Source organism: Actinomycetospora sp. 2LY8.5, from assembly GCF_057180585.1.
Window position 1 is genome coordinate 1 of the sequence record NZ_JBXUHE010000068.1, and the last position, 24,047, is coordinate 24,047.

The window sequence follows — 24,047 nt, forward strand, 5'->3', positions numbered from 1 at the left end:
GGGCAGAGCGGGGGGAACAGCAGCCTACGGCCATTGACGGCAGCTCTGATGGAAGCCATCCCCGCTCCGCCTGCACACCCGGAGCCAACACCAGCTCCGGCCGCACCTCTGAAGGTAGGGCGTGATGCGCCGGCGCGTGGTCGGGCTGGAGTGGCAGGCGGGCGCCGCCTGTCGGGACGTCGACCCGGAGCTGTTCTTCCCCGCGTCACAGGACTACAGCACCCGGGCGAACGCCCGTGCCCTCATCGCCACCGGCGAGGTCTGCGGGCGGTGCCCGGTTCGACGCGAGTGCCTGACGTACGCGGTCGAGTCCGGGCAGAACTACGGCATCTGGGCCGGACGCTCCCCGGCGGAGCTGCGCGCGATCCGACGCGCTCGGGCGGCCGGCGAGCCCGACCCCGAGATCGACCGCGACCCGATGTGCCCGGGCTGCTCCCTGCTCTTCGGTGTGCCGGTCGTGGACGGGTCGATGTGCTGGCGTTGCCAGGAAAGGGGAGTGGCGTGATGCCCGCCCTCGAGCACGTCCGTCCCCTCGAGCACCGCTCCGGGCGCACCGACGGTCCCGGCGCTCACGGGTTCCTCGGCCGGCTGCGCCGTCGCCGAGCCCAGCGCGAGCACGAGGCCTCCGTGGTCTGCTTCGCCAACGCGCTGCGTGGGGTGTTCCGTGACGCGTGCGCGGGGATCGGCCTGTGCCAGTACGTCTCGGTCGCCGCCGGGGTCACCGTCAGGACCCCGCGGGTCGGTGAGGTCCGGCTCGGCCCGCCCACGTCGTTCACCGTCGAGCTGATGGCCGGCCAGGAACCGGCCGACTTCACTACCAAGGACCGCGCCGCGCGCCTGGCCCACACCCTCGGCGCCCACGGGCTCCGGGTCGAGCCGATCGCCGGACGCTGGGTGCGGCTGCACCTGCTCGATCACGACCCGCTGCGCGACGGTTTCAACCTGCCCTCGCTGACGCTGGCCTCGGTCTACGACCCGGTGATCATTGGTCGGACCGAGGACGGCCTGGCCCTTGGCCATGCCCTCTCCGAGGCCGGCCATCTCGCGGTGCAGGGGCAGAACGGCTCGGGCAAGACCCAGTTCGCCAACGGGCTGCTCTCCCAGCTCGCCGCCGCCCCCGACGTCCTGATCACCGGCTCGGACATCACCGGCCTGCTGCTCGGCCGGGCCTGGGACGGCACCGCCCACCGAGCACACCAGGTCGTCGGCACGGTAGAGATCGCGGCGCACGCGGACCTGCTCGAAGACCTCGTGGCCGAGATGGACCGCCGGCTGGAGACCATCCCGGCCCGCCGGGACACGATCGAACCCACGCCGGCCACGCCGACCGTGCTCGTCGTCCTGGAGGAGTTCCCCGGCCTGCTCCGCGCCGCCGACGGACTGCCCAAGCCCACGCGCGGCGAGGGCGTGCCGGTCGGCGATCGCATCCGCTCCGCCGTCCTGCGGCTCCTCAGTGAGGGACGCAAGGCGGCGTTCCGGGTCTTGATGCTGGCCCAGCGGTTCGAGGCCACCGCCGTCGGCGGCGGCTACGCCCGCGACCAGTTCGCCCTCCGGCTCTCCTTCCGGGTGCCGGCGGACTCACTGGAGATGCTCCACGGCACCGACGCCCGGCCCCTCGGGCCCGAGCACGCCAACGCCGACCCCGGCGTCGCCTACCTGTCCGGGCTCGGCCGCGACTGCGAACGCATCCGGGTGCCCTACCTCGGCGGCTACGGCGAGTACGTCGACCGCGTCCAGCGCTTCGGACGGCGGGCCGAGTCGTGAACCTGCTCGCGATCGTCGTCATCGCCGGCCTCGTCACCGCCCTCCTGATCAAGAGCCACCGCGCCGCGCCCGCGCTCGTCTCCGGCGTCGTGACCCTCGTGCTCCTGTTCGCGGCCTTCCCCACCCTCGGCCCGGCCGTCACGTCCTCGGCCGGCGAGTTCGCCCGCCAGCTCGGCGCCGCCACCGACCGCGCCGCCGACGTCCCACCCGAGGAGGTGCAGCGATGACCAACCTCGTCGCCCGCGACATCGAGCGCGCCGCCGACGCGGTCCGCAGCGCCAACCACATGACCATGCGCGGCGCTCTCGACGGCCCGGAGACTTACACCGTCGTCGGGAACCTCGCCGAGCTCGTCCACCGGCTCCCGCAGGTCATCGACTTCCTTGCCCGCGGTCTGAGTCGCGCCGACCGGGCCGAGCACTACGAAGACCGTGGCGTCGACCCGGCTGGCGCGCTCCGGCACGCCTACAGCCACCTCACCGATGCCCGCGGCCTGGTCGAGGACGTCGCCCACCAGCTCGATCAGGCCCACAACCACCTCGGCCACCTCGGCCGACACCTGACGGAGGATTGAGATGGACGTCCTGACCTACAGCGTCGACGAGGTCGCCCGCCTCCTCGGCTGCTCACGCGGCGTCGCTTATGACGGGGTCCGCCGGGGCGAGATTCCCGCGGTGCGGATGGGCCGGCGCTGGTACATCCCGCGCGAGCGCTTCCACACCTGGCTCAACGGGCAGCGCGCCGAGAGGACGGCGGCCTGATGGGATTCGTCCGCAAGACCGACACGGGCCGGTGGAAGGCGTTCTGGCGCGACCCGCTCGGTGACCAGCGCTCGAAGACGTTCCCCACGAAGAAGGACGCGAACGCCTTCCTGGCCGAGACCGAGACGGCCAAGAGCCGCGGTCTCTACGTCTCACCCCACGCCGGACGAACCACGTTCGGTGCGCACGCCGCGGAGTGGACGGCGACCTGGAACAACGGCGCGACGACGACCGCGCGTGACCACTCGGTGATGCGGACCCACGTGCTCCCGCAGTGGGAGGCGTGGCCGCTGGGCAAGATCGACCACCTGTCGGTGCAGCGCTGGCTGACCGCGGTGGGGGAGCGGCGCTCACCACACACCGTCTCGCGATGCCATCAGCTCTTCATGGGCGTGATGCGCTCGGCCGTCCGGAACCGCCTGATCATGACCAATCCGGGGGAGGGCGTGCGACTGCCGCAGGTCCGCCGGCGTGACACCGATGAACGGATCATCAGCCGACCCGACTTCCGGGCCGTTCTGCTCCCGGCGGTCCCCGCCCGCACCGTGCGCTGGTGGCGACGGCCGGCGGCACCGGGCTGCGCTGGGGTGAGGTGGCCGGGCTCCGGCTCGACGCCCTCGACCTCGAGCGGCCGGCGCTCTCGGTCGTGCGGACCGTCATCGAGGTCAACGGGAACACGTCGTTCAAGCCGTTCCCCAAGTCGAGCGCGGGCCGGCGCACGGTCCCCCTGCCGTCGTGGCTCGTTCCGCTCATCCGCGAGCACCTGGAGCAGTGGCCGAACGATCCCCGCTGGCCGGTGTTCGCCAACGAGCTCGGGGGAGCGCACCGGCGGACGAGCTTCCGCACGCGGGTCTGGCGACCCTCGCTCGTGCGGGCGGGCCTGCTCGGCTCCGTCCGGGCGGTCGAGGATGGATCGTTCGTCGCCGAGTGGACCGACGACACCGAGGACAAGCACAGCGAGACGTTGCCCACCTACGCGGCTGCGGTCAGCCACGTCGCCCGACACCAGGCCGGCGGGCTCCGCTTCCACGACCTCCGGCACTCCTACGCGACCTGGCTCGTGGACGACGGGGTGCCGCCGAACATGGTCCAGCGCGTCATGGGGCACGAGAAGTCCTCGACGACGATGGACCTCTACACCCACCGCACGAACGACTCCGACCGCGTGCTCCGCGCCCTCAACGACAAGGACGACGGAGACCAGGGGACCGACGACGAGCGGGGGCCGCGGTGAGCCTGTCTGCTGCCTGCTCGCTGCCTCGGCGGCCCCGGGAACACCGAAAGGCCCTGGTCGGCGCCCCTTGCGGGGCTGTGACCAGGGCCTTTGTGGTGGGCGATACTGGGATTGAACCAGTGACCCCTACCGTGTCAAGGTAGTGCTCTCCCACTGAGCTAATCGCCCGAGGCGCAGGCGGGAATCGAACCCGCGTACAGGGCTTTGCAGGCCCTTGCCTAAGCCACTCGGCCACTGCGCCAGGCTTCCGGAGGTCTTCCGGCTCACCATGGAGAAGTAGGCGAGGAGCCTCCCGAGCGGACGACGGGACTCGAACCCGCGACCCTCACCTTGGCAAGGTGATGCGCTACCAACTGCGCTACGTCCGCGTGTGGCCGGCGGGTTTCGGACTACTTTCGGCTGTCCGACCCGCCGTTGCCGACGAAGAGAACACTACTGCATCGTGCGTCCCCCGCGTTGGCCGGGGGGTGCGTGTCAGCTCGGGTCGCTCGACAGCAGCAGGCCCAGGGCGTGCTCGAGGTCCAGCCAGTCGTCCTCGCAGCCGGGCGCGACGATCTCGTGGGTGCGGGTCAGGAACTCCGACACCTCGCGGCTCGCGGCGCGGAAGGTGGCGTGACCCGAGGGGGAGCTGAGCTCGATCTCGATGGACTCGGCGTCGCCGTCCGCCGGGCGGATTCGGACGTCGCCGGCGCCGGCCGCACCGAGGAGCCCGTCGGTGAGGAGGTCGCGGGAGAAGACCCATTCCACCCATCCCGCGCGACCGGTGCGGAACGCCGCCTGCACGGCGTACGGGTCGCGCGTGTCGTACCGCATCTCGACCTGGACGGGCACGGGCGGGTTCGGCGGGCCGACGAGGTCGAAGACCGCCGTGGAGCGGATCGTCGTGTGGTCGTTGAGCATGAGGCTGCCTTTCGCACGCTGCTGTCGTCGGGGGAAACGACTGGCGGACGACCCTGTGACGCCGGTTCACCCGGCTCACGCATGCATCACACCGGACGAGCACTCGGACGAGCGCTTACCCGGTTCGGTTCCGTAACGAACCACCCTCCCCGGCCGGGCGTCCACCCCTGCCCCGGGAGCACTAGCCTGACGCACGTCCGGCCCGGACACGCACACCGGAGGAGAGTGTCGACCAGTGACGGACGCGTCGCGCGGAGTCCCCGAGGTGACTCCGGAGAGTGACGACAACCGGTTCACTGGTGTGACTGATGCCACATTGCTCGAACGAATCGGCGAACAGAGCGCGGAAGCCCTCGCGCAGCTCTACGACCGCTTCGGACGTCCCGCGTACTCGCTCGCCCGTCGTATCTGCGTGGACGAGTCGTTGGCGGAGGACGTCGTGCAGGAAGTTTTCCTCGTGGTGTGGCGCGATCCGGGCCGCTTCGACCCCGCCCGCGGAGCCGTGTCGAGCTGGCTCCTGACGCTCGTGCACCACCGGGCCGTCGACGCCGTGCGCCGCGAGGCGACCCGCCGCAAGCGCACGGCTCCGCCGAGCTCCGACGGCGAGGACTGGAACCTCCCGCCCGGGCCCGGCGCGGACCAGGCGGCGCTCGGGGCGGTCGTCGCGGGCAAGGTCCGCGACGCGCTCACCGACCTGCCGGCCGACCAGCGCGAGGCCCTGGCTCTCGCCTACTTCGGTGGCTACACGCAGCGGGAGGTCGCGAGCCTCGTCGGCGTCCCGCTGGGCACGGTGAAGTCCCGGATGTTCGCCGGGACGCAGAAGCTGCGGGCGATCCTGGGCCCACAGGTCGAGGTGGAGGGGGAGGAGCGATGACTCACCGCGCCCCCGACGGACACGCCGCCCACACCGGCGAGCACGACGCTCTCGCCGTCGGCTGGGCCCTGCACACCCTCGACGCCGACGAGGCGGCGGCCTTCGAGCCACACCTCGAGACCTGTCCGACCTGTCGGCAGACCGTCGACGACACCTCCGCGATCCTCGGCGACATCGGCGGCGCGGTCGTCCCGGTCGACCCGCCGGCGCGCCTGCGCCAGCAGCTGCTCGACGCCGTGGAGGCCGAGTCCGGTCCCGGGGCCGACGCCCCGGAGGTCGGCGGTTCGGCGGCCGCTCCCGAGGTCGAGCCGGACGAGAAGCGCGACGCGACCGTCGTCCCCCTCGCGCCGCGCCGGCGTGCCACGCGATGGATCGCCGCGGCGGCGGTCGTTCTCGTCGTCGCCGCGATCGGCGGGCTGACCGCCGCCAACCAGTCGCTGCGCGCCGAGCGCGACAGCGCCCAGGCCGCGGCCGCCGCCCAGGCCGAGCGCGAGGCGGCGGTCGCCGACCTCCTGCACGACGCCGGCACCCCCGGGGTGCCGCACGCGGTGCTCGCCGGGGCCCAGGGCGGGATCGTCGGCCTCGTCGTCGACGACGGCACCGGCCGGCGGGTGCTGACCACGGGGCTCGGCCCCAACGACACCGGCGCCGAGGTCTACGTCCTGTGGGGTCTGGCCGAAGGAACCCCGCAGCCGCTCGGGACGTTCGACGTCGGGGGCCAGGGCCCGGACGTCCGTTCCGTACCCTCGGCCCCCGAGGCGGTGCCGTATGCCGGGTTCGCGGTGTCACTCGAGCCCGGCCGGACGGCGCCCGCCTCGCCGACAAGGGTCGTCGCGAGTGGGCAGGTGGGACGTTGAGCGAATCGGGCGAGCAGTCGACCGCGACCGCGCAGTCGCCGCCCCCGTCGTCGCCACCTGACGAGCCGACCGTGACGCCACCGCCGAGGCACCGCACCCTGCGCACCCGGGTGCGTCACTTCCGGGCCCGGGTGCGCGCCCGACCGAAGGTCAACAAGGCCTGGCGGATGGGCATCGGGATCTTCGGTGGCCTCGTGCTGATCCTCGGCATCATCGCGATCCCGTACCCCGGCCCCGGGTGGCTCATCGTCTTCGCGGGTCTCGGCATCCTCGCGACGGAGTTCCACTGGGCGGGCCGGCTCCTGCACTTCGCGCGGTACCACTACGACCGGTGGATGGTGTGGGTCAGCCAGCAGAGCATCGTGGTCAAGGGTCTGCTGGCGCTGCTCACCTGCGCCGTCGTGCTCGTGACCCTCTGGCTCCTCGGCGCGCCGTACCTCGTGGCGAAACTCGTCGGCCTCGGGCACTGGACCTGGCTGCAGAGCCCGATCGTCTGATGGTCTAGGCTCGGAGGCGCTGCGGGCGATTAGCTCAGGGGGAGAGCGCTTCGTTCACACCGAAGAGGTCACTGGTTCGATCCCAGTATCGCCCACGCACAAAGGCCCTGGTCACAGGCTCGTCCGAGCCCCAGACCAGGGCCTTCGTCATGATCGGGGCCGCGACAGGCAGCGTGTAGGCAGCGAGGGTCATACCGGCACCCGGACGCCGGCCGCGCCCTCGTCCCCGTCGTCGGGGTCGTCCTCGTCGGGATCGTCGTCGTCGAGCGCCGCGAGGATGCGGTCGGTGTTGGCGGTCCGGCGGGTGTAGAGGTCGAGGGTCGTCGAGGCGCGTTCGTGGCCCATGACGCGCTGGACCATGTTCGGCGGGACGCCGTCGTCGACGAGCCATGTCGCGTAGGAGTGGCGGAGATCGTGGAAGCGCATCCCGCCGTGATGGCGCCGGGCGACCTCCATGACGGCCAGGTAGTAGGTGCGAGCGCGCAGCGTGCACTCGACGCCGTCACGGTCGGTCCAGACGGCAAGGAAGCCGTCGTCCGCGGGTCGGACGGCGCCGATCATCCCGGCGCGTACCAGCGAGGGACGCCAGATACGGGCGCGGAACGCAGTACGGCCGAGCGGCCCGTCCAGCTCGTTCGCGAACAGCGGCGACGTCGGGGGAGTGGGCCACCGCCGGAGGTGATCACGGATCAGGCTCCGGACCCAGGACGGGAGCGGGACGTCCCGCCGGCCCGCGCGGGACTTCGGATAGGGCTTGAAGGACCGGTGCCCGGCGACCTCCACGACGGTGCGGATGACGGTGAGCGTCGCTGCGTCGAGGTCCACCGCGTCGGCCATGAGGCCGGCGGCCTCACCCCAGCGCAGCCCGGCGCCGGCTGCCGTGGCGACCAGCGCGCGGTGTCGCTCGGGCACGGCGGGCAGCAGCACATGGCGCAGGTCGTGACGGCTGATGATCCGCTCGTCGGTGTCGGTCTTCCGGCGCTTCGGGATACGGACATCCACCGCGGGGTTGAAGGCGATGAGCCGGTTCCGGACGGCCGAGCGCATGACGGCCGACGTGAGCCGATGTGCCTCGGCGACGGTGGCACGCGCACGGCGGCGGCCCAGCTCCGTGACCCAGGACTGGACGGACAGGTGGTCGATCTTGGCAAGCTGCCAGGCGCCCCACTGCGGCAGGACGTGCGTCCTCATGATCGAGCGATCCCGGGCAGCCGTGGTGTCCTCGGTGTTCCAGGTCGCCATCCAGGCGTTGGCGTGCTCGGCGAAGGTGGTCCGGCCGGCGTGGGGCGACACGTAGAGTCCGCGGGTCTTGGCGGTCTCGATCTCGGCGATGAAGGCGTTCGCGTCCTTCTTCGTCGTGAGGGTCTTCGAGCGCTGATCACCCACGGGATCGCGCCAGAACGCCTTCCACCGGCCGTTGCTGGTCTTGCGGACGAACCCCATCAAGCGGCCCTCCGTTCGCTCGTGCGCCCGTTGATCCACGCGTGGAAGCGGTCGCGCGGGATGTACCAGCGCCGGCCCATCCGGACCGCCGGAATCTCGCCGTTGCGGACCGCCTGGTAGGTGAGCCCGCGCGACGAGCCGAGCATCCGGGCGACCTCGTCCACGGTGTACGTCAGCACTTCCATCGTTCAGTCCTCCGTGATGTGTCGGCCGAGGTGGCCGAGGTGGGTGTAGGCGCGGTCGAGATGGCCGGCGAGCGTCCTGGCGGGGGCGTCGGCGTCCCGGAGGTCGTCCTGGACGGCGAACAGGGCGCCGATCGGGTCGTGGCCGCGGTCGTCGTAGTGCTTGGCGGGGTCGGCCCTGTGCACGGACCGGGTGAGGTAGTCGAGGAGCTGCGGTAGCCGGTGGGCCAGTTCGGCGAGGCTCCCGACGACGGCGTAGGCGTCGGGGCCGGTGACGGGGCCGAGGGTGGCGTGGTTGGCCGCGCGGATCGCCTCGGCGGCTTGGTCGACGTGCCGTGTGAGGGCGGGGTTCATCGGGTCTCCTCGGGTGGGACGTCGGCGGCGCGGTCGGTGGCGGCGCCGAGCTGGTGGGCGAACTCGCCGGCGGAGGACGTGACGGCCGGGCCGAGGGTGGGGAAGGCCGCGAACAGGAGCACGAGGGTCACGACGCCGGAGACGAGCGCGGGTGCGGCGCGGTGGCTCTTGATCAGGAGGGCGGTGACGAGGCCGGCGATGATGACGATGGCGAGCAGGTTCATGACTCGGCCCGCCGTCCGAAGCGCTGGACGCGGTCGACGTACTCGCCGTAGCCGCCGAGGTAGGGCACCCGGATGCGTTCGCAGTCGCGGCCGAGCCCGGACAGGTAGGCGACGCCGGGGTCGGCGTTGGCGTGCTCGGGCCCGAGGGGCCGGGCGTCGGTGCCGTGGAGCATCTCCAGTGAGTCCGCCGGGACGCGGAAGGAGAGCCGGAGGGCGAACTGGTCGCGGGCGTAGCCGCCGCCGACGGCGGTGGCCTCGAACCGCTGGGCCAGCATCAAGACCCGGAACGCCGCCTTGCGTCCCTCACTGAGGAGCCGCAGGACGGCGGAGCGGATGCGCTCGCCGACCGGCACGCCCTCGCCGCGCTTGGGCTTGGGCAGTCCGTCGGCGGCTCGGAGCAGGCCGGGGAACTCCTCCAGGACGATGAGCACGGTCGGCGTGGCCGGCGTGGGTTCGATCGTGTCCCGGCGGGCCGGGATGGTCTCCAGCCGGCGGTCCATCTCGGCCACGAGGTCCTCCAGCAGGACCGCGTGCGCGGCGATGTCGCCGGTGCCGGTGACCTGGTGCGGTCGGTGGGCGGTGCCGTCCCAGGCGCGGCCGAGCAGGAGCCCGGTGATGTCCGAGCCGGTCACGAGGACGTCAGGGGCGGCCGCGAGCTGAGACAGGAGCCCGTAGCAGAACGCGGACTTGCCTGACCCGTTCTGGCCCTGGACGCCGAGGTGGGCGGGGTCGGCGATCGCGTGGCCGAGGGTGGTGGCGTCCTCGGTGCGCCCGAGGATCACGGACTCGGCGCCGGTGGCGACGGCGAGGGAGGGCAGGCCGAAGCCCTCGCGCAGCGGGTCGGCGTCGAGCAGGTGGATGCGGACCCAGCGTCCGGCGATCGGTTCGACGCGCAGGCCGTGGGCGCCGAGGGTGTGGGCCAGGCGCGCGGCGCGGTCGTTGGTGGTGAAGTCGGCCGGTTCCTGGCCGGCCATCAGCTCGACGGTGAACGAGGTGGGCGGCCCGAGGCGGACCTCACCGACCCGCGGGGTGCGCACGGTGATCCCGGCGGCGACCGAGACGTACTGGCACAGGCCGATCCCGGCGCAGGCGTCGCGGAACACCCCGCGCAGGGCGTTGGCGAAGCAGACCACCGACGCGTCGTGCTCGCGCTGGAGGCGGCGGCGGCGCAGCCGGCCGAGGAACCCGTGAGCGCCGGGACCGTCGGTGTGCCCGGAGCGGTGCTCGAGGGGGCGGACGTGCTCGAGGGCGGGCATCAGGCGCTCCTCTCGATGCAGGCGGCGCACAGGGCGCCGTCCACGGCGGGCATGGGGAACAGCAGCGCGCAGCCGGAGCACATGGGTTCGGCGTCGGCGAGCGGGTCGGGGACGCCGGCCAGGCGGGCGCGGCGGATGGCGCGGCGGTCGGTGGGGGTGGTGGCGGCCCACAGGCCGTGGTCCTGGCCGGTGTCGAGGGCCCAGCGCAGGCACTCGGTGGCGACCGGGCAGCGCCCGCAGATCGGAGCAGCAGCGATGCGATGGCGGGCGACGATCGTGCTGGCGTCATCGTCGGAAGGTGGAAAGAACAGCTCGGGATCGGTGTCGCGGCAGGCCGCGTGCGTCTGCCAGCCCATGACCTACGCCGCCTCGGAGGTGTCGGGCGAGCGGCGCCGGGTGGCGGGCGCGGCGTCGGTCGCCGGGCGGATGGACTCGGCGGAGAAGCTGACCTCGACGCCCTTGCCGCCGTTGCGTGCGGGCTTGACGCGGACCCAGAGCCCGACGATCTCGACGGGGGAGTAGGGCGCGAGCTCGGGTACCTCGTGGGAGGCGACGCGGACGCCGTGCAGTTCGTGGCGGCCGTCGCGGCCGGTCGGCAGCATCACGTCCCAGATGCGGACCGGTGCGCCGGTGGCTTCGTCGATCAGCGGCTGACCGGACGACCGGCGACCGGTCGGGGTGTCCTCCCAGCGCTCCATGGTCGCGCCGTGGCCGGTGGCGACGGCGTCGAGGCGGCTGGTGTCGATCGGTGCGGAGATGTCGTAAGGCATGTCGTTGGCTCCTGGTGATGGGCGGCGTGGCCGTTCGTGCTGTGCATCACCAGGAGACGTCGGACGCGGGGGACACCAGCACCACCAAGAAGGGACGTGACGGGACGTCCTCAGGGAGTTAAAGTGTCCCCGAACGTGATCGAACGTCCCTTGGGGTCCCTATGTCGACGAACCAGCGCCTCCGCGGCTCGATCGTCTCGGCGGGCATGCGTCCGGCCGATCTGGCCGAGCACGTCGGGGTGGACGCCAAGACCGTCGAACGCTGGATCACCAAGGGCCGGCTCCCGCACCGCACACACCGGGTCGCGGTGGCCGGCGCGCTGAGCGTGGACGAGGCGTACATCTGGCCCGAGGTCCTGGACTCGCCGGCCACGCAGTCCGCGAGCGTTGCCGAGCTGCTGGAGATGCACCCGACGCGCGCCTCGATCCCGCACGACACCTGGACCCAGCTCATCACCAACGCCCGCGAGGCTATCGACATCCTCGTCTACGCCGGCTCGTTCCTTTTCGAGCAGTACGACTTCACCGCGGTCATCCGCGAGAAGGCCGCCGCGGGAGTTCGGGTCCGAATTCTCCTCGGCGACGAGACGTCGCCGGCCGTCGCGCTCCGCGCCGAGGAGGAAGGCACCACCGGCGGGCTGCAGGGTCGCATCCAGCTTCACCGGCGCTACCTGCGTGACGTCGAGGACGTCCGCGGCGTCGAAGTGCGCAGCCACGACACGACGCTCTACAACTCGCTGTTCCGCTTCGACCAGGACCTACTCGTCAACGGCCACGCGTGGGGCGCGCCCGCCGGTCAGTCGCCGGTCTTGCATCTACGCCGGGTACCGGGTGGTCGAACCTGGGATCACTACATGCACTCGTTCGAGGAAGTGTGGAAGGCGGCCACGAGGCATCGATCAGCAGCGTCTCCAAACGGATGATGGGACGAGCGGCTAGACCCCACAGTGGCGTTCGCCGACAGCGATGACGCTCGACACCGGACGGCCGGATGACCGACCCTCTCGGCTGTGAGTTCACAGGCCGAGCCCGCGTCGGCTGCCTCCTCATGCTCGGCCGGGGTCGCGAGCCCGGCTGTGGCCCGTAGGCCGGTGGAGCCCGATGACCTGTTTCGATTCCGGTTCGTGACCGGCGCCGATCTCTCACCTGCTGGCGACTGGGCGGTCATGGCGGTGATTCGCAGTGACGTCGAGGCGAACACCGACCACGTCGACCTGGTCTTTCTCGACGTTGTCACCGGCGAGCAGCGTCCGTTGACCCACGTGGACGCCGTCAACACCGCCCCGGCGATCTCCCCGGACGGTGACGAGGTGGCGTTCGTGTCCACTCGGGACGGGTTGCCACAGCTGTTCGTGCTGCCGCTCACTGGCGGCGAGGCCCGCGCGGTGACTGCGATGCCGCGCGGCGTGACTGGTGGGCCCGTCTGGTCGCCTGACGGCACTCGCGTTGCTTTCAGCGCCCACGGCTCTGGCGAGCCCCGTGACGCGTCGGTCCCCTACAGAGTCCGCCGTCCGCTCTGGCATGCCGAGGGACTCGGGCTCGTCGACGACCAGCTCCACGAGATCTACGTCCTCGACCTCGCCACCGGCCAGAGCACCCAGCTGACCGACGACGCCCTACTCAACGCCGAACCTCGCTGGGATCCGGACGGCCGATCACTGGTGTTCACTTCCTCGTTCGACCCCGCCACCATCGAGCGTGAGACCCGCCTGCGGCGTGTCGACCTCGACGGCACAGTCAGCGACATAGCCCGAGGCGGTGTCGTCGCCGGGCACACGGTTTGCCCTGATGGTCGCATCGTCTACATGCTGACGAGCGAGATCGGCCGCCTTCCGGGCACCCGCTCGGACATGTGGGTCCACGACCCCTCCACGGGACGCAACAACCGTCTGACCCAGGACCTCGACAGCGACGTCGGCGGTCGGCTGGCGTCCGACCTGCCCTCGGTCGGGCTCACCGTCGGCGGCGTATGCGTCTCCGAGAACTCGCGCTACGCCTACGTCGCTGCTCAGTGCGGCGGCGAGGTCCACGTCGTCGAGGTCCCCCTCAACGGCGATGGGGAATGTCGACCGGTGCTCTCCGGGCCGCGCCTGTGCGCTCCAATCGCCCTCCGCGAGGAGCGCTTGCTCTGCGCGATGTTCACCCCGCACCTCCCTGGCGACCTAGTCCTCTACGACACCTCCACCGAGACCGAGCAACGGCTCACTCGGCTCAACGATGACTTGCTTTCTCAGCTCGAACTTCCCGAGCTGCGTGCCCTGGAGGTCACGAGCGAGGACGGTACGAGAGTCGAGGGGTGGTATCTGGAACCGCCGCGAGGAAGTCGACCCCACCCGACGTTGCTGTCGATCCACGGCGGACCCCACGCCGGCTGGGGCCACACATTCGCCTTCGACTTCCTCATGCTCGCGGGCGCCGGCTACGGGCTGTTGTTCCTCAACCACCGCGGCTCCACGGGTTATGGCGACGCCTTCGCGACCGCCATCAACCAGGACTGGGGTAACCTCGACTACAAGGACCTCATCGCTGGCACCGACCACGCCATCCACCAGGGCCTGGCCGATTCCAGGCGGCTCGGAGTCTTTGGCGTCTCCGGCGGCGCCACCCTGACCGGGGCCCTGATATCACGCACCGACCGGTTCAAAGCCGCGAGTCCGGAAAACCCGTTGTTCAACTTCTTCAGCATCTACGGTAGCAGCGATTTGGGTATCTTTGTCGGACACACCTCAATGGGCGGGCCACCCCACGAACGGTTCGATGCTTACCGGCGCAGCTCCCCGGTCTTCGATGCTCACCGCTGCACCACGCCGACGCTATTCCTCCAGCACGAGAACGACCACCGAAGCCCGCCCGAGCAGACCGAGCAGTTCTACGCCGTACTCAAGGCTCAAGGCGTCCCCGCTGAGATGCTGCGCTTCCCGAACACTGGCCACGCTGGATCGCTCCTCGGGCCGCTGACCCATCGCCGTGCCCAGAACGAAGCTCTTCTGGACTGGATGCAACGCTACGTCTGACCCTCGACCTCACAGCTGCGCTCAAGGTGCGAACGTAGGCATGATGGTCCTGTGGCCCGTATCGACTACTACGACGACCCGGCCGCTCCAGCAGCCAACAGCCTGGTTCCCTCTGTGACGGCGGCTGTTCGACACGACGATGGTCGCCTTCTCCTCATTCATAAGATCGACAACGGCTATTGGGCGTTGCCCGGAGGAGCCATGGACCTGGGGGAGTCAGTCCGGCAGGCGGCAGTGCGCGAGGTCGAGGAGGAGACGGGCGTACGCGTCGAAGTGACGGGGCTCGTCGGCATCTACACCGACCCCGGTCACGTCATGGCCTACGACGATGGCGAGGTCCGCCAGGAGTTCTCGGTGTGCTTCCACGCTCGGTACGTCTCGGGCGAGCCTCGGGAGGATGGCACGGAGACGAAGGCGGCACGCTGGGTCGAGCCGGCCGAGGTTGCGGAGCTGTCGATCCATCCCACGATGCGCCGGCGCATCGAGGCGGCGCTCAGCGGGGCGACGAGCCCAGAGATCGTCTAAGCCACCGCCGCGAGGCGTTGGCCGGTCCGCTGGATGGCGGCGGCGATGTCGGGTTGGGCGCGGCTCATGGCGCGGCCGACGATGGAGTCGGGTTCGTAGCGGGCGAGTATTTCGGCCAGGCGCTCGGCGTAGTCGAAGCGTTGCCCGCGAGGGCCGGTGGTCATGTCCGCGGTCCAGAGTGCGTCCGCGACCGCGCCCTCTTCGCGGGGCCAGTCGGCCAGCTCCTCGGTGAGCCCGCGTTCCTCGGCCTCATAGGTGGCGGCTGAGTGGTGCGCGACCAGGGCACACAGGCGGGGGGAGTGGCCCTGGGCGGCGAGGTAGCGCGCCCCGTCGATCGGGTGGAAGCCGGTCTGGACCAGCTCCGGGGCGTACCCGAGGTCGTGCCACCAGGCGGCGACGATCAGAAGGTCCCGCTCGTCTTCCGGCACCGCCGGGGCCAGCTCGGCGGCACGTCGGGCGACCTGTTGCGTGTGCTCCCAGCGTGCGCCGAGAGGAGCGAGAAGGCGGCGTGCGAGGTCCGCGGCGGCGGTCGGGCCGGGACGCTCCTGCATACCCGCGACTCTAGAAGCGGGCGCGAGGGAGGACAGCGCGGGCATCGGTGCGCCAGCCGTAGGGCTGGATGATCTCGGGTGGCGGCCCTGGTGATGGTGTCGCTTCGGTCCAGGTGAGGCCGTGGCGGTGGAGCCAGTGTCGGGCGGCGTCGAGGCCTCCGGTCTCGGCGACGGTGAGCAGCTCGGGTTCGCGCTGGGTGCGCCGTAGCCAGTCCCAGCCGTCGGCGGTGAGGCCGAGGCGGACGTCGGCGTCCTGGTCCTCGTCGGCGATCTCTTCGTCGGTGGCTTCGCGCCCGAGCCCGGCGAAGGCGCGCAGGTCGCGGCGGCCGGTGGACCAGGTGAGCTGACGCCGGCCCTCGGAAGCGCGTTCCCACTCCCACCAGCGCGCCAGGGCGTCGACCTCGTAGGTGTCGACGGCCTCGCCGAGCAGCTGCATCGGGGTACGACCACCACGGGACCCCTTGCTCTCCTTGCGGTGGCCGCTGGTGACCTCGTGGGCCATCTTGACGAAGTAGTCGGCCAGGTCGCCGTCGCCGAGCTGGGCGCGGCGCAGGTCCCAGCCGTGTTCCTCGGACGCGGAGTAGCCCTTGCGCTCCAGGGCGCGCCGCCAGCGGCCGAACGTCCGGGCGCCCACGCTCGCGGCGACGAGGTCGGCGGAGACCTGCTCGCCGAAGCAGAGCAGGACGTGGATGTGCAGGTGCCACCCGTTGCGCTCCGACCAGGTGGCCTCGACCGCCCGTGCCCAGCCGAGCAGCCCGCCGAAGCTCTCGGCGTCCTTGGTCCACACCGACCCGGAGGTAACCGCCGACCAGGCATAGCCAAGCACGTCCCACACGCCCTCGCGGGCGTGGATGTCGGCGAGTTCGATCTCCTCGGCCTCAGCGGCGCGCTCGTCGACGTCCCAGCCGTTGGCCTCGGCCACGTCGCGCATCGCGGCGCGGTCCTCGAGCTCGGCGCGCCGGGACCGGTCCTCGCGGGACAGACCCAGGCAGTCATCGCGGTCGTGTCGCATGGTCAGGGTGAGCATGAACGCCGACCCACCGCCGTCGTCGACCGCGCGCATCACCGTCGCGAGGTCATCCGCGCGGCGGGTAGCGATCTTCCCGGCGCACACCGGGCACGCCCACACCGACCCGCACGTGGTCAGCCCGCCGTAGGCCGCGGAACGGGAGCCGTCCGGGTTGGTGATCACCCCGAGCGTCGGACCTGACTCCGCCGCGGTCGTAGCGTGCCCGCAGTTGTGGCAGCGGCGCAGCTGGGTGATGCGACGAAGCTGACGCCGACGCGTCCACCGCTGATCCCGACCGGCGCGCGCGGCTGCGATCTTCTCGGCGGGCCGCGGGCCAGTGCCTTCCCGGCGCCGACGGTCCCGGCGAAGACCTATTGCCCCTTTACCGAGAGCCGGCGCGCTCATCGAGCACCACCGGCGGTCAGGGCCGGCGCTGGCGCGCCGGTGCCCGGCCCCTTCGGGCCGGGCACGCTTCCCCTCCTGTCTTCGACCCGGGGCGCGCGCCCGACCCGGGGGCCGGGCCAGGACGACGCAGCGAGCGGCACGACCACCAGGGCGACGACGAGGGCAGCCGGCGACTCGGCAGGGATAAGGGTCCACGCGTCGGGCCGGCGGTGGCCGGGCCGGCTCAGGGCCGCGGGGCCGAGAACGACGACGGAACCGGCTTCGCCGGTGGGCGGGGTGTCGTCGCGCGAGCTTGTACGACCGTCCCTCACCAGCAAGGGCCGCAAACCATCTTCACCGGCGCACAGCACACGACGGCGACAGGTCAGGACGACGGGCCGGTGAAGATCGTTTGCTCCCTCCCTTGCTGGCGAGCCTCCGACGGCCGAAGCGCCCGCATGCGCGGTGGAGCCGGGACGGGCTCCACCCAGAGCGCGCGACGACACCCCGCGCCTGGTCGACACCTCGGAGGTGGCCGCGATGGGCATGCGAGTGCTGGTGACGGGGTCGAAGTTCTGGACCGACTGGCGCACCGTGATGGCGGCGCTGTCGCTGGTGTGGGAGCCCGTCGCCGTCCTTGTCACCGGGGCGTGCCCGGAGGGCGCCGAGGACCTGGCCGTGCGCTGCTGGGCGCACTGGGGCGGACGGGTGGAGCGGTGGGCGTTCGACTGGGACCAGCCCGCAGGCTGTGTCGTCCCGTGTCGGCATCGGCGGATGATCGAGGCGGGGGCAGATGCGTGCCTGGCGTTCCGCGACATGGCCGGCCCGCACGCCCTGAGCGAGATGAGCCGCGCCGCTGGCGTCCCGACGTACGGGTGGTGACCCAGGCAGCGATAAGGCAGCGCGGCTCCGCGTACGGACTCGTTCGCCCTGGTCCGGGACGGTCGAGATGGCCAGGTCGGCGCGGGATCGGCGGCACGTCTTGACAACTGCCGTGACGGCAGGGGTTGATTCACACCGAAGAGGTCACTGGTTCGATCCCAGTATCGCCCACCAGCAAAGGCCCTGGTCACAGCCCTACACGGCGCTGAGGCCAGGGCCTTCGTCGTGTCCGGCGAAGGTCGATGCAGCCGCCCACGACGGGAGGGGCGCTTGCCTCCCGCGCGGGCGGCCCGGCAGGGGCAGAGCCCGCGCGGCCGGGGGAGAGGGCCCCAGAGGCTCGGCGTGTTACGCGTAGGGTGACGTCTAGGACAACTGCCGGGTCCGGTTCACCCCTTCGAGCCATGCCGACACGCACCACCGCCCCTCAGGGGTGACCACCGCGTGACGATCGGCCGGAGGCCCTGCATGTGTCGCACCTGCGACGAGCTGTTGCTCGACCATTGCCCGCCAGTACTGACTGAACGTGCGCCGGGTTTCGCCGAGGAACTCGACCGCGAGAGGGAGATCCAGCGGGGGCTGATGCGGGCCTCCGAGTCCCCGGTGGTCGTCGACGGCGTCACCGGGCTGGTACTCCACGCCCGGCTCGCGCGGCGGCGCGATGCCCACGACGTGTTCTGATCGCAGAGGATCGTCCGAGGCCGCTCAACCCCCATGTGTCAGGGTCTGCAGCTGCCTTCGCTCGATCGCCGCGAGCAAGCCACGACCGTGACGCGGCGAGCGCGCCCACCGCTGGCGGTAGGGTCAGGGTCGCGGGTCGAACCAACGACCCGCGAGCGGACTCGGGACGTCGCTCGGCGCCAGCTGGTGCGTGTCCAGTGGTCCCGTCCTTCATGTGCGTCCCCCGGTCACCGCTCGCGGTGCGGGGGTGGAGCGAAGTGCATGTCGCTTCGGCTCTGCCGCGCGCCCACACCTTCGAGGTGCTGGGCCCCGTGTCCCCACAGCTCCAGCTGAAGGTGGGACCACGGATGGACTTCGACCAGAACGAACAGCTCGTCCTCGCCCACGTACCGCCGGGCGTGGGCTGGCCCAGCGACGCAGCATCCGCGACCTCGAACAGACCCTCGCCCAGATCGTGCGCGCTGCGGTGGACATCATCCCCGCGGTCGACGCGGGCAGCATCTCGATGACCGAGCACGGGCGTATCGAGACCCGCCACCCGACCTGCGACCTGATCCACAAGCTCGACGAGACGCAGTCCGAGTTGCGGGAGGGGCCCTGCATCCAGGCGATCGAGGACCCGCCGGAGCACGGGCTGGTCGTCGCCCAGGACCTCGGCGGTGACGACGGGCACCGGTGGCCGCGGTTCTCGCCCTCCGTGGTGGAAGCCGGCTTCCACGCGCTCGCCTCCACCCAGCTGTCCACCGACGGCGGGGTGCAGGGGGCGCTGAATCTGTACCCGCGATCGAGGCAGGCGTTCGACGAGCCCAGCCGCACGGCCGCCGCGGGGAGGCTCAGCCACAGAGCGAAGTCGTGGAGGACCGCTCGCTTCCGGGTACCACCGCCGCCGAGCAAGATCAATGCAGCGCCTCGGCCGCCCACCGCCGGTCAGAGATCCGATCCCGGGTCATGGGGTCGGGCCGTCGCCGTCTCAGGCCGGCAGCAGGCCGTCGTCCTGCACGAAGATCCGAGAAACGGCCGGGTTCATCTGGTTCTCCGCGTGGAGCTCCGTGATCAGATCCGCGACGGTGACCCCGCGTAGCCCGGCGAGGGTGATGCGCCCGTCGTGACGGGTCGCGATGCAGCGCTCCACGAGCGGCGCGTGCACCGCCGCGCAGTGGTCCCGCACCCCGTCGGCGATCTTCACCCACGCGTCCGACGCCGCCAGTGCCCCGAGCGCCGCGGCGTCGGCCAGCGCCACCTCCACGCACGCCTGGTACTGGCGCTCCGGCGGTTTCGACATCACCGTGCCCGGGTGGTCGAGGGACACCTCGATCTCGTCGAGCAGGTGGCGGCGCACCTTGCGCGCGTGCGCCGCCAGGGCCGGGGCGAAGTCCTCGGCCACCCACGCGCGGAACGTCGCGACGTCCACGTCGGGCCGCCGGCGCAGGAACAGCAGGTGCCGCAGCAGGCCGTCGTGGCCGTCGGGCACCGGGTCGGTGGTGTCGACGAGCGTCTCGGAGTGGGCGCCGAGGCTGGGGTAGGCGAGCATCTCGGAGAGGAAGTTGACGCCGTCGACCATCTGGTAGTGCGACGCGGCCTGGAACGTGGCGAGATCATCCAGCGCGGCGAACGTCGCCTCGGGCACGCCGTGGAACTCGTCGGCCTCGTCCGGCGCGGGCGACACCCCGTCGACGGCGGGCCACCGCGAGCCCGCGAAGGACACCAGGTGCAGGAACACGCTGCGCAGGCCGGGGTAGCGGGCGGGCAGGGTGACGTGCACGTCGAGCCAGTACTGGCGGAAGGCGGCGACGCTCATCGCCTCCTTCTTGCGTAGCGGCATGACGAGGGTGAGGGCATCGGCCATGGCGCACCTCCACGGTGACGGGGCTCACAGCCTCACTGGCGGCGGGCGCTCGACCAAGAGCGCGTCCCGCCGACCGAGACAAGGACCGGCTCCGGCGCGCGCGGGTCGAGCTCGGGGCGATCCTGACGCAGTCCACGCCGACCGACCTGCCCCCCGAGCTGGGCCGGGTGACGCGCGGCGCCGGGCTCTCGGACGCGGACCGGTCGTTCAGGGTCGTCATGAGCCGGGCTCGGACCGAACGGCATCCGGGCCTTCGCCGACCTCCTGGGCGGGCGGCGCGGGACGCGACCTTCGACGGGTTCGACGCGCTGCCCGCCGACGCCGACGGGGCCGCGCGCGAGGACCTGGCCGCGCGGATGGTGCCTGCCGTCCGCGAGGTCTACGCCGGCGTCCCGAGCATCGTGTCCGCCGCGGCGGCCGACGGCCCGCGGCGCCCCCGGCTCGCCGGCGAGGTCGTCACCACGGCCGTGGGCGAGCTCTACAACGACGCCCAGCTCGACGTGATGCGCCGCGAGGAGCTCGCCGGGCCGGTCAGATGTACTCGTCGTGACGCTGCGCGCGGTACGGAGGGAGCTGGGGCCGGCCCTGCGGCGTGTCCTCCCAGGTCTCCTGCCGTCCGAGCGCCGTGAGGTCGAGCATCGCCAGCGTCGGCAGCATCGGCTCCACGCCGCGGCCGGTGACGAAGTAGGTCCGGTAGACGCGGTCGTGGTCGTCGCGCAGGAAGACGTTGACCCCGAACATCTCGGGGACGTCGAAGTCGCGGCTGAAGTCGTCGCCGATCAGCGTGTACCAGGGCGTCACCTCCCAGCCCATGTGCGTCTTGAGCCTGACGATCTGGTCCTGGCTCGCGGGCGACACCATTGCGAAGCTGGTGTCCCAGGCGTGGAGATGGGCCAGGTGCGGCACGTGGTCGGCCAAGTAGGAGCAGCCGGGGCAGCCCTTGTCGGGCCAGCCGTTCACATCGGAGTCGTAGAAGAAGCGGTAGACCAGCAGCTGACGGCGGCCCTCGAACAGGTCGAGCAGGCCGACCTCGCCCCCCGGGCCGACGAAGCGGTACTCCGCGTCGATGCGAACCATCGGCATGCGGCGGCGCTGCGCGGCGAGGGCGTCCCCGGCGCGCGTGAACTCCTTCTCCTCGACCAGCAGGGCCTGGTGCGCCTCGCGCCACTCCGTGGGCGACACCACGGGCGGCAGGGCGGAGTCGGGCAGGGGCAAGGACGTCATCGTGAGACCTCCTCCTCCTTAGTGCGATTTGTGTACTAAATGGTACTTAATCAGTAAGGACACGCAACCGGGCGCTCGACTCGGGCCGACCGGCCCCGAGTCGACCCCGCACGCCCGGAGCCGCTCGAACCCCACTCGACTTCGGCTTCATAGGTTGGTCAGCCGAGGACGACCGACCCGGTCGGTGTCCGGAGTTCCGCCCGGAGCGCGGGGGGACCGTCGGCCACCGTGACGCATCCCGAGAGCCCGAGCGCCGCGAGTCGCCGGCGCAGTGTCGGGGCGTCCGGCGTGGACAGGACGAGGCGCTCCAGCCGGACGCCGACGTCCTCGAGCGCATCGGAGGGATGCGCGCCGTCCCACCCGATGAGCGACGGGACGAGACCGCTCCCGTCCCCCGGCAGCGACCCGTCGGCCGGCACGGTGACCGTCCACGAGAGCGCGTCGCGGGAGAGGTGGAGGCGCTCGCCGTGGCGGTCAGGACCCGGCGGGAGCACCGTCGGCCGTGCCACCCAGTGCAGGAGCCGCGGGCCGTCGGCGAGGCGTGCTCGGACGTCGGGGGTGTCGAGGCCGAACCATCGCGGGCGAGGTGGAGGCGGCGCGCCGGGGTCGACGGCGATGAGCTCGAGGTAGGTGCTCCCGCCCAGCGCCAGCAGGGCGTTGTGCGTGCCGAACGAGTCGTGCCGGCCGCCGGTCGCGAGACGGACCCCGAGCGTCGCTTCGAGTGCCGGGACGCCGTGAACGAGGTCCTGGGCGGCGACGACGAGGTGGTCGACGGCGGGCGCGGGAGGCACAGCGGTGACGGTACCGAGCAGGGTAAATCCGAGAAAGCAATCTATAAGTTGTTACTTAGGACTAACGCTGCTAGTGTGCCCGCCCATGACTTCCCCCGCGACCACGGGACGCCGCGCGTGGGTCGGGCTCGCCGTCCTGGCGCTCCCGACGCTGCTGCTCTCGCTCGACATGAGCGTGCTGTACCTCGCGCTCCCCGCCCTGTCCGCGGACCTCGACCTCGGGCCGACCGCGCAGCTCTGGGCGATGGACGTCTACGGCTTCATGATCGCCGGCTTTCTCGTGACGATGGGCACGCTCGGCGACCGCATCGGGCGTCGCCGGCTCCTGCTCATCGGGGCCGCGGCGTTCGGGGTCGCGTCGGTGGCCGCGGCGTTCTCGACCGGGCCGGCGATGCTGGTCGCGACCCGCGCGCTGCTCGGCGTCGCGGGGGCGACGCTGATGCCCTCGACGCTCGGCCTGATCCGCACCATGTTCCCCGACCCTCGGGCGCGCGGCACCGCCATCTCGATCTGGATGAGCTGCTTCATGGGTGGGATGACGGTCGGCCCGCTGGTGGGCGGGGCGCTGCTCGAGGCGTTCTGGTGGGGCGCGGCCTTCCTCATGGGCGTACCGGTGATGGTGCTGTTGCTGGTGGTCGGCCCGATGCTGCTGCCCGAGTCGCGCGACACCGCCGCGGGGCGCCTCGACCTGGCCAGCGTCGCGCTCTCGCTCGGCGCCGTGCTGTCCGTGGTGCACGGTCTCAAGTCGCTGGCGGCCTCGGGTCCGGAGTCCGGCGCGCTCGTGGCGCTGGCCGTCGGGACCGGACTCGGCGTGCTGTTCGTCCGTCGCCAGCTCCGCCTCGACGACCCGCTGCTCGATCTGCGCCTGTTCCGCCACCGCGCCCCGGCCGGTGCGCTGGGCATCAACCTCGGCGGCGGCGTGGTCATGGCCGGCACGTTCCTGCTGCTCACGCTCTACCTGCAGCTCGTCGCCGGCCTGTCGGTGCTCACGGTCGGCCTGGTGCTCGCGCCGCTGCAGGCCGCGATGGTGGCGGCCTCCCTGCTCGCCCCGCGCCTCGCGCGCACGATCCGCCCGGCCCGCGTGACGGCGGCCGGCCTGGTGATCGGTGGCGTGGGGCTCGCGGTCGTCGGCCTGCTCGGCGCCGGTGCGGGCGGCAGCACGGTCGTGCTGCTCGCGGGCTTCCTGCTCGCGTCGGTCGGCATCGCGCTCCCGACCGCGCTCGGCACCGACCTGCTCGTCGGCTCGGTGCCCGAGGAGAAGGCGGGCTCGGCCGGCGCGCTCTCGGAGACCAGCGGCGAGCTGGGCATCGCCCTCGGGGTGGCGACGCTCGGGAGCCTGGCCACGGCCGTCTACCGCGACGTCCTCGTCGTCCCGGCCGGCACGCCGGCCCCGCTCGCGGAGGCGGCCCGCGCGGGCATCACCGAGGTGGCCGCCGCCGGCCCGACGCCCGCGCTTGCCGGGGCGGTCGAGTCGGCGTTCACCGCGGGCCTCGGTGTGGCGGCCACGGTCGGCGCGGTCGTCTTCGCCGCCCTCGCGGTCGTCGCGACCGTCGCGTTCCGGCACGTCCCGGTGACCGCGCCGGCGGCCGCCCAGCCCCACGAGGAGATGCGGAACGAGCCCGCGCCGGCTTGAGGACGGCCGCAACCCGACGGCGCGGCGGCACCGGCTACGGTGCCGCCATGCCGGGCTTCACGTGGCCGCCGCGCGACACCGACCGCAACCGGTTCCTGTGCCGTCTGCAGGTCGTGCTCTACGCGCTGGTCACCCTGTACTTCGGGGCGTTCGCCATCGCCACCGGCTCGTTGCTGCCGTGGGCGATCTTCACGCTCGCCCTGGCGGCCACGCTGGTGGTCGGCGTGGCGCTGGTGCTGATGCGCAGCCGGCGCCAGCGGGAGAACGGCTAGTGCTGCATCAAGCAACGTCGGCGTCGTATCCCTGGGCTTGATCAGGATCTTGTGAGTCGGGAGGCTGTCGCCGGAGGTGGTGGGCGATGGCACGGCCCGCGGAGGTGTTCGCTCGGGAGCTG

At 71.9% G+C, this 24,047-nt stretch carries 29 protein-coding genes, 4 tRNA genes and 1 pseudogene; 18 read left to right on the top strand and 16 right to left on the bottom strand.

Translation table 11 applies throughout. The features are described 5' to 3' along the window. Nucleotides 1-124: 124 nt before the first annotated feature. The 7 genes and pseudogenes from AC2A1K_RS34030 to AC2A1K_RS34060 all read left to right on the top strand — a co-directional run bounded on the left by AC2A1K_RS34030 (nucleotide 125) and on the right by AC2A1K_RS34060 (nucleotide 3,759). Nucleotides 125-505, top strand: a complete 381-nt coding sequence (locus AC2A1K_RS34030; protein ID WP_483900784.1) for a WhiB family transcriptional regulator — start codon at nucleotides 125-127, stop codon at nucleotides 503-505. Continuing rightward, nucleotides 505-1,764 carry an FtsK/SpoIIIE domain-containing protein gene (locus tag AC2A1K_RS34035; protein WP_483900785.1) on the top strand — a complete coding sequence of 420 codons (1,260 nt, stop codon included), beginning with the start codon at nucleotides 505-507 and terminating at the stop codon, nucleotides 1,762-1,764. Before AC2A1K_RS34030 ends, AC2A1K_RS34035 begins: the two co-directional genes overlap by 1 nt. Continuing rightward, entirely contained in the window at nucleotides 1,761-1,991 is a 231-nt protein-coding gene (locus tag AC2A1K_RS34040) for a hypothetical protein (RefSeq protein ID WP_483900786.1), read from the top strand. Before AC2A1K_RS34035 ends, AC2A1K_RS34040 begins: the two co-directional genes overlap by 4 nt. Further along, entirely contained in the window at nucleotides 1,988-2,338 is a 351-nt protein-coding gene (locus tag AC2A1K_RS34045) for a hypothetical protein (protein WP_483900787.1), read from the top strand. The genes AC2A1K_RS34040 and AC2A1K_RS34045 overlap by 4 nt, the downstream gene beginning before the upstream one ends. 1 nt (nucleotide 2,339) lies before the next feature. Continuing rightward, nucleotides 2,340-2,525 (top strand): helix-turn-helix domain-containing protein, encoded by a 186-nt coding sequence (locus tag AC2A1K_RS34050; protein ID WP_483900788.1) that lies wholly within the window; start codon nucleotides 2,340-2,342, stop codon nucleotides 2,523-2,525. After that, a pseudogene (locus AC2A1K_RS34055) lies at nucleotides 2,525-2,956 on the top strand (hypothetical protein); the annotation flags it as partial. The gene AC2A1K_RS34050 and the pseudogene AC2A1K_RS34055, both read left to right, overlap by 1 nt. A 122-nt stretch (nucleotides 2,957-3,078) precedes the next feature. Continuing rightward, on the top strand, nucleotides 3,079-3,759 hold the full coding sequence (locus AC2A1K_RS34060) for a tyrosine-type recombinase/integrase (protein ID WP_483900789.1): 681 nt from the start codon (nucleotides 3,079-3,081) through the stop codon (nucleotides 3,757-3,759). Between the two features lie 93 nt (nucleotides 3,760-3,852). Here AC2A1K_RS34060 and AC2A1K_RS34065 read toward each other — a convergent pair. The 4 genes from AC2A1K_RS34065 to AC2A1K_RS34080 all read right to left on the bottom strand — a co-directional run bounded on the left by AC2A1K_RS34065 (nucleotide 3,853) and on the right by AC2A1K_RS34080 (nucleotide 4,659). Then, nucleotides 3,853-3,927 (bottom strand) — tRNA-Val (locus AC2A1K_RS34065). A 1-nt stretch (nucleotide 3,928) separates the two neighbouring features. Continuing rightward, nucleotides 3,929-4,000, bottom strand: a tRNA-Cys gene (locus tag AC2A1K_RS34070). 54 nt (nucleotides 4,001-4,054) lie between these two features. Beyond that, nucleotides 4,055-4,127: transfer RNA gene (locus AC2A1K_RS34075), tRNA-Gly, on the bottom strand. A 106-nt stretch (nucleotides 4,128-4,233) separates the two neighbouring features. Beyond that, nucleotides 4,234-4,659: an SsgA family sporulation/cell division regulator gene (locus AC2A1K_RS34080; RefSeq protein WP_483900790.1), complete on the bottom strand. Its 426-nt coding sequence runs from the start codon at nucleotides 4,657-4,659 to the stop codon at nucleotides 4,234-4,236. 301 nt (nucleotides 4,660-4,960) lie between these two features. On the opposite strand from AC2A1K_RS34080, the gene AC2A1K_RS34085 reads away from it, so the two are divergent. From AC2A1K_RS34085 to AC2A1K_RS34100, 4 genes are all read left to right on the top strand, one after another. Beyond that, nucleotides 4,961-5,533 (top strand): RNA polymerase sigma factor, encoded by a 573-nt coding sequence (locus AC2A1K_RS34085; protein ID WP_483900791.1) that lies wholly within the window; start codon nucleotides 4,961-4,963, stop codon nucleotides 5,531-5,533. Next, complete coding sequence (locus AC2A1K_RS34090) at nucleotides 5,530-6,390, top strand: anti-sigma factor domain-containing protein (protein ID WP_483900792.1); 861 nt, start codon at nucleotides 5,530-5,532, stop codon at nucleotides 6,388-6,390. The genes AC2A1K_RS34085 and AC2A1K_RS34090 overlap by 4 nt, the downstream gene beginning before the upstream one ends. Continuing rightward, the gene (locus AC2A1K_RS34095) at nucleotides 6,387-6,887 is read left to right on the top strand and encodes a TIGR02611 family protein (protein ID WP_483900793.1); all 501 of its coding nucleotides are present in this window, start codon (nucleotides 6,387-6,389) and stop codon (nucleotides 6,885-6,887) included. The genes AC2A1K_RS34090 and AC2A1K_RS34095 overlap by 4 nt, the downstream gene beginning before the upstream one ends. Nucleotides 6,888-6,910: 23 nt before the next feature. Then, nucleotides 6,911-6,982: transfer RNA gene (locus AC2A1K_RS34100), tRNA-Val, on the top strand. A gap of 94 nt (nucleotides 6,983-7,076) precedes the next feature. Here the strand turns inward: AC2A1K_RS34100 and AC2A1K_RS34105 are convergent. Genes AC2A1K_RS34105 through AC2A1K_RS34135 form a run of 7 tightly spaced genes read right to left on the bottom strand, consistent with a single transcriptional unit; the run spans nucleotide 7,077 to nucleotide 11,116 of the window. After that, complete coding sequence (locus AC2A1K_RS34105; protein WP_483900812.1) at nucleotides 7,077-8,330, bottom strand: tyrosine-type recombinase/integrase; 1,254 nt, start codon at nucleotides 8,328-8,330, stop codon at nucleotides 7,077-7,079. Continuing rightward, nucleotides 8,330-8,515, bottom strand: coding sequence for a helix-turn-helix domain-containing protein (locus tag AC2A1K_RS34110; protein ID WP_483900794.1), 186 nt, complete (start codon nucleotides 8,513-8,515; stop codon nucleotides 8,330-8,332). Before AC2A1K_RS34110 ends, AC2A1K_RS34105 begins: the two co-directional genes overlap by 1 nt. Before the next feature lie 3 nt (nucleotides 8,516-8,518). Then, a complete protein-coding gene (locus tag AC2A1K_RS34115; RefSeq protein ID WP_483900795.1) occupies nucleotides 8,519-8,866 on the bottom strand; it encodes a hypothetical protein in 348 nt (115 codons plus the stop codon). Next, nucleotides 8,863-9,090: a hypothetical protein gene (locus AC2A1K_RS34120; protein WP_483900796.1), complete on the bottom strand. Its 228-nt coding sequence runs from the start codon at nucleotides 9,088-9,090 to the stop codon at nucleotides 8,863-8,865. Before AC2A1K_RS34120 ends, AC2A1K_RS34115 begins: the two co-directional genes overlap by 4 nt. Beyond that, a complete protein-coding gene (locus AC2A1K_RS34125; RefSeq protein ID WP_483900797.1) occupies nucleotides 9,087-10,346 on the bottom strand; it encodes a hypothetical protein in 1,260 nt (419 codons plus the stop codon). The genes AC2A1K_RS34120 and AC2A1K_RS34125 overlap by 4 nt, the downstream gene beginning before the upstream one ends. Further along, on the bottom strand, nucleotides 10,346-10,702 hold the full coding sequence (locus AC2A1K_RS34130) for a WhiB family transcriptional regulator (protein ID WP_483900798.1): 357 nt from the start codon (nucleotides 10,700-10,702) through the stop codon (nucleotides 10,346-10,348). Before AC2A1K_RS34130 ends, AC2A1K_RS34125 begins: the two co-directional genes overlap by 1 nt. A 3-nt stretch (nucleotides 10,703-10,705) precedes the next feature. Continuing rightward, nucleotides 10,706-11,116 carry a hypothetical protein gene (locus tag AC2A1K_RS34135; protein WP_483900799.1) on the bottom strand — a complete coding sequence of 137 codons (411 nt, stop codon included), beginning with the start codon at nucleotides 11,114-11,116 and terminating at the stop codon, nucleotides 10,706-10,708. Between the two features lie 161 nt (nucleotides 11,117-11,277). On the opposite strand from AC2A1K_RS34135, the gene AC2A1K_RS34140 reads away from it, so the two are divergent. From AC2A1K_RS34140 to AC2A1K_RS34150, 3 genes are all read left to right on the top strand, one after another. Beyond that, complete coding sequence (locus AC2A1K_RS34140) at nucleotides 11,278-12,039, top strand: XRE family transcriptional regulator (protein ID WP_483900800.1); 762 nt, start codon at nucleotides 11,278-11,280, stop codon at nucleotides 12,037-12,039. Between the two features lie 168 nt (nucleotides 12,040-12,207). After that, nucleotides 12,208-14,130, top strand: a complete 1,923-nt coding sequence (locus AC2A1K_RS34145) for a S9 family peptidase (protein WP_483900801.1) — start codon at nucleotides 12,208-12,210, stop codon at nucleotides 14,128-14,130. Nucleotides 14,131-14,181: 51 nt separating this feature from the next. Then, nucleotides 14,182-14,655, top strand: a complete 474-nt coding sequence (locus tag AC2A1K_RS34150; RefSeq protein WP_483900802.1) for an NUDIX hydrolase — start codon at nucleotides 14,182-14,184, stop codon at nucleotides 14,653-14,655. Here AC2A1K_RS34150 and AC2A1K_RS34155 read toward each other — a convergent pair. Then, on the bottom strand, nucleotides 14,652-15,206 hold the full coding sequence (locus AC2A1K_RS34155) for an HD domain-containing protein (RefSeq protein ID WP_483900803.1): 555 nt from the start codon (nucleotides 15,204-15,206) through the stop codon (nucleotides 14,652-14,654). The two genes, AC2A1K_RS34150 and AC2A1K_RS34155, sit on opposite strands and share 4 nt — an antisense overlap. 10 nt (nucleotides 15,207-15,216) lie before the next feature. Then, on the bottom strand, nucleotides 15,217-16,398 hold the full coding sequence (locus AC2A1K_RS34160) for a hypothetical protein (RefSeq protein ID WP_483900804.1): 1,182 nt from the start codon (nucleotides 16,396-16,398) through the stop codon (nucleotides 15,217-15,219). 741 nt (nucleotides 16,399-17,139) lie between these two features. On the opposite strand from AC2A1K_RS34160, the gene AC2A1K_RS34165 reads away from it, so the two are divergent. Both AC2A1K_RS34165 and AC2A1K_RS34170 read left to right on the top strand, forming a co-directional pair. Further along, nucleotides 17,140-17,481, top strand: a complete 342-nt coding sequence (locus tag AC2A1K_RS34165; protein WP_483900805.1) for an SLOG family protein — start codon at nucleotides 17,140-17,142, stop codon at nucleotides 17,479-17,481. Between the two features lie 441 nt (nucleotides 17,482-17,922). Continuing rightward, entirely contained in the window at nucleotides 17,923-18,159 is a 237-nt protein-coding gene (locus AC2A1K_RS34170) for a hypothetical protein (RefSeq protein WP_483900806.1), read from the top strand. A 970-nt stretch (nucleotides 18,160-19,129) separates the two neighbouring features. Here the strand turns inward: AC2A1K_RS34170 and AC2A1K_RS34175 are convergent. From AC2A1K_RS34175 to AC2A1K_RS34185, 3 genes are all read right to left on the bottom strand, one after another. After that, on the bottom strand, nucleotides 19,130-20,005 hold the full coding sequence (locus tag AC2A1K_RS34175; RefSeq protein WP_483900807.1) for an EthD domain-containing protein: 876 nt from the start codon (nucleotides 20,003-20,005) through the stop codon (nucleotides 19,130-19,132). Between the two features lie 531 nt (nucleotides 20,006-20,536). Next, nucleotides 20,537-21,229: a DUF899 domain-containing protein gene (locus AC2A1K_RS34180; RefSeq protein ID WP_483900808.1), complete on the bottom strand. Its 693-nt coding sequence runs from the start codon at nucleotides 21,227-21,229 to the stop codon at nucleotides 20,537-20,539. A 158-nt stretch (nucleotides 21,230-21,387) separates the two neighbouring features. Continuing rightward, a complete protein-coding gene (locus AC2A1K_RS34185; RefSeq protein ID WP_483900809.1) occupies nucleotides 21,388-22,020 on the bottom strand; it encodes a VOC family protein in 633 nt (210 codons plus the stop codon). Between the two features lie 85 nt (nucleotides 22,021-22,105). Here AC2A1K_RS34185 and AC2A1K_RS34190 point away from each other — a divergent pair, with 85 nt between their 5' ends. After that, complete coding sequence (locus AC2A1K_RS34190; RefSeq protein ID WP_483900810.1) at nucleotides 22,106-23,653, top strand: MFS transporter; 1,548 nt, start codon at nucleotides 22,106-22,108, stop codon at nucleotides 23,651-23,653. A gap of 47 nt (nucleotides 23,654-23,700) precedes the next feature. After that, nucleotides 23,701-23,925 (top strand): hypothetical protein, encoded by a 225-nt coding sequence (locus AC2A1K_RS34195; RefSeq protein WP_483900811.1) that lies wholly within the window; start codon nucleotides 23,701-23,703, stop codon nucleotides 23,923-23,925. Nucleotides 23,926-24,047 lie beyond the last annotated feature (122 nt).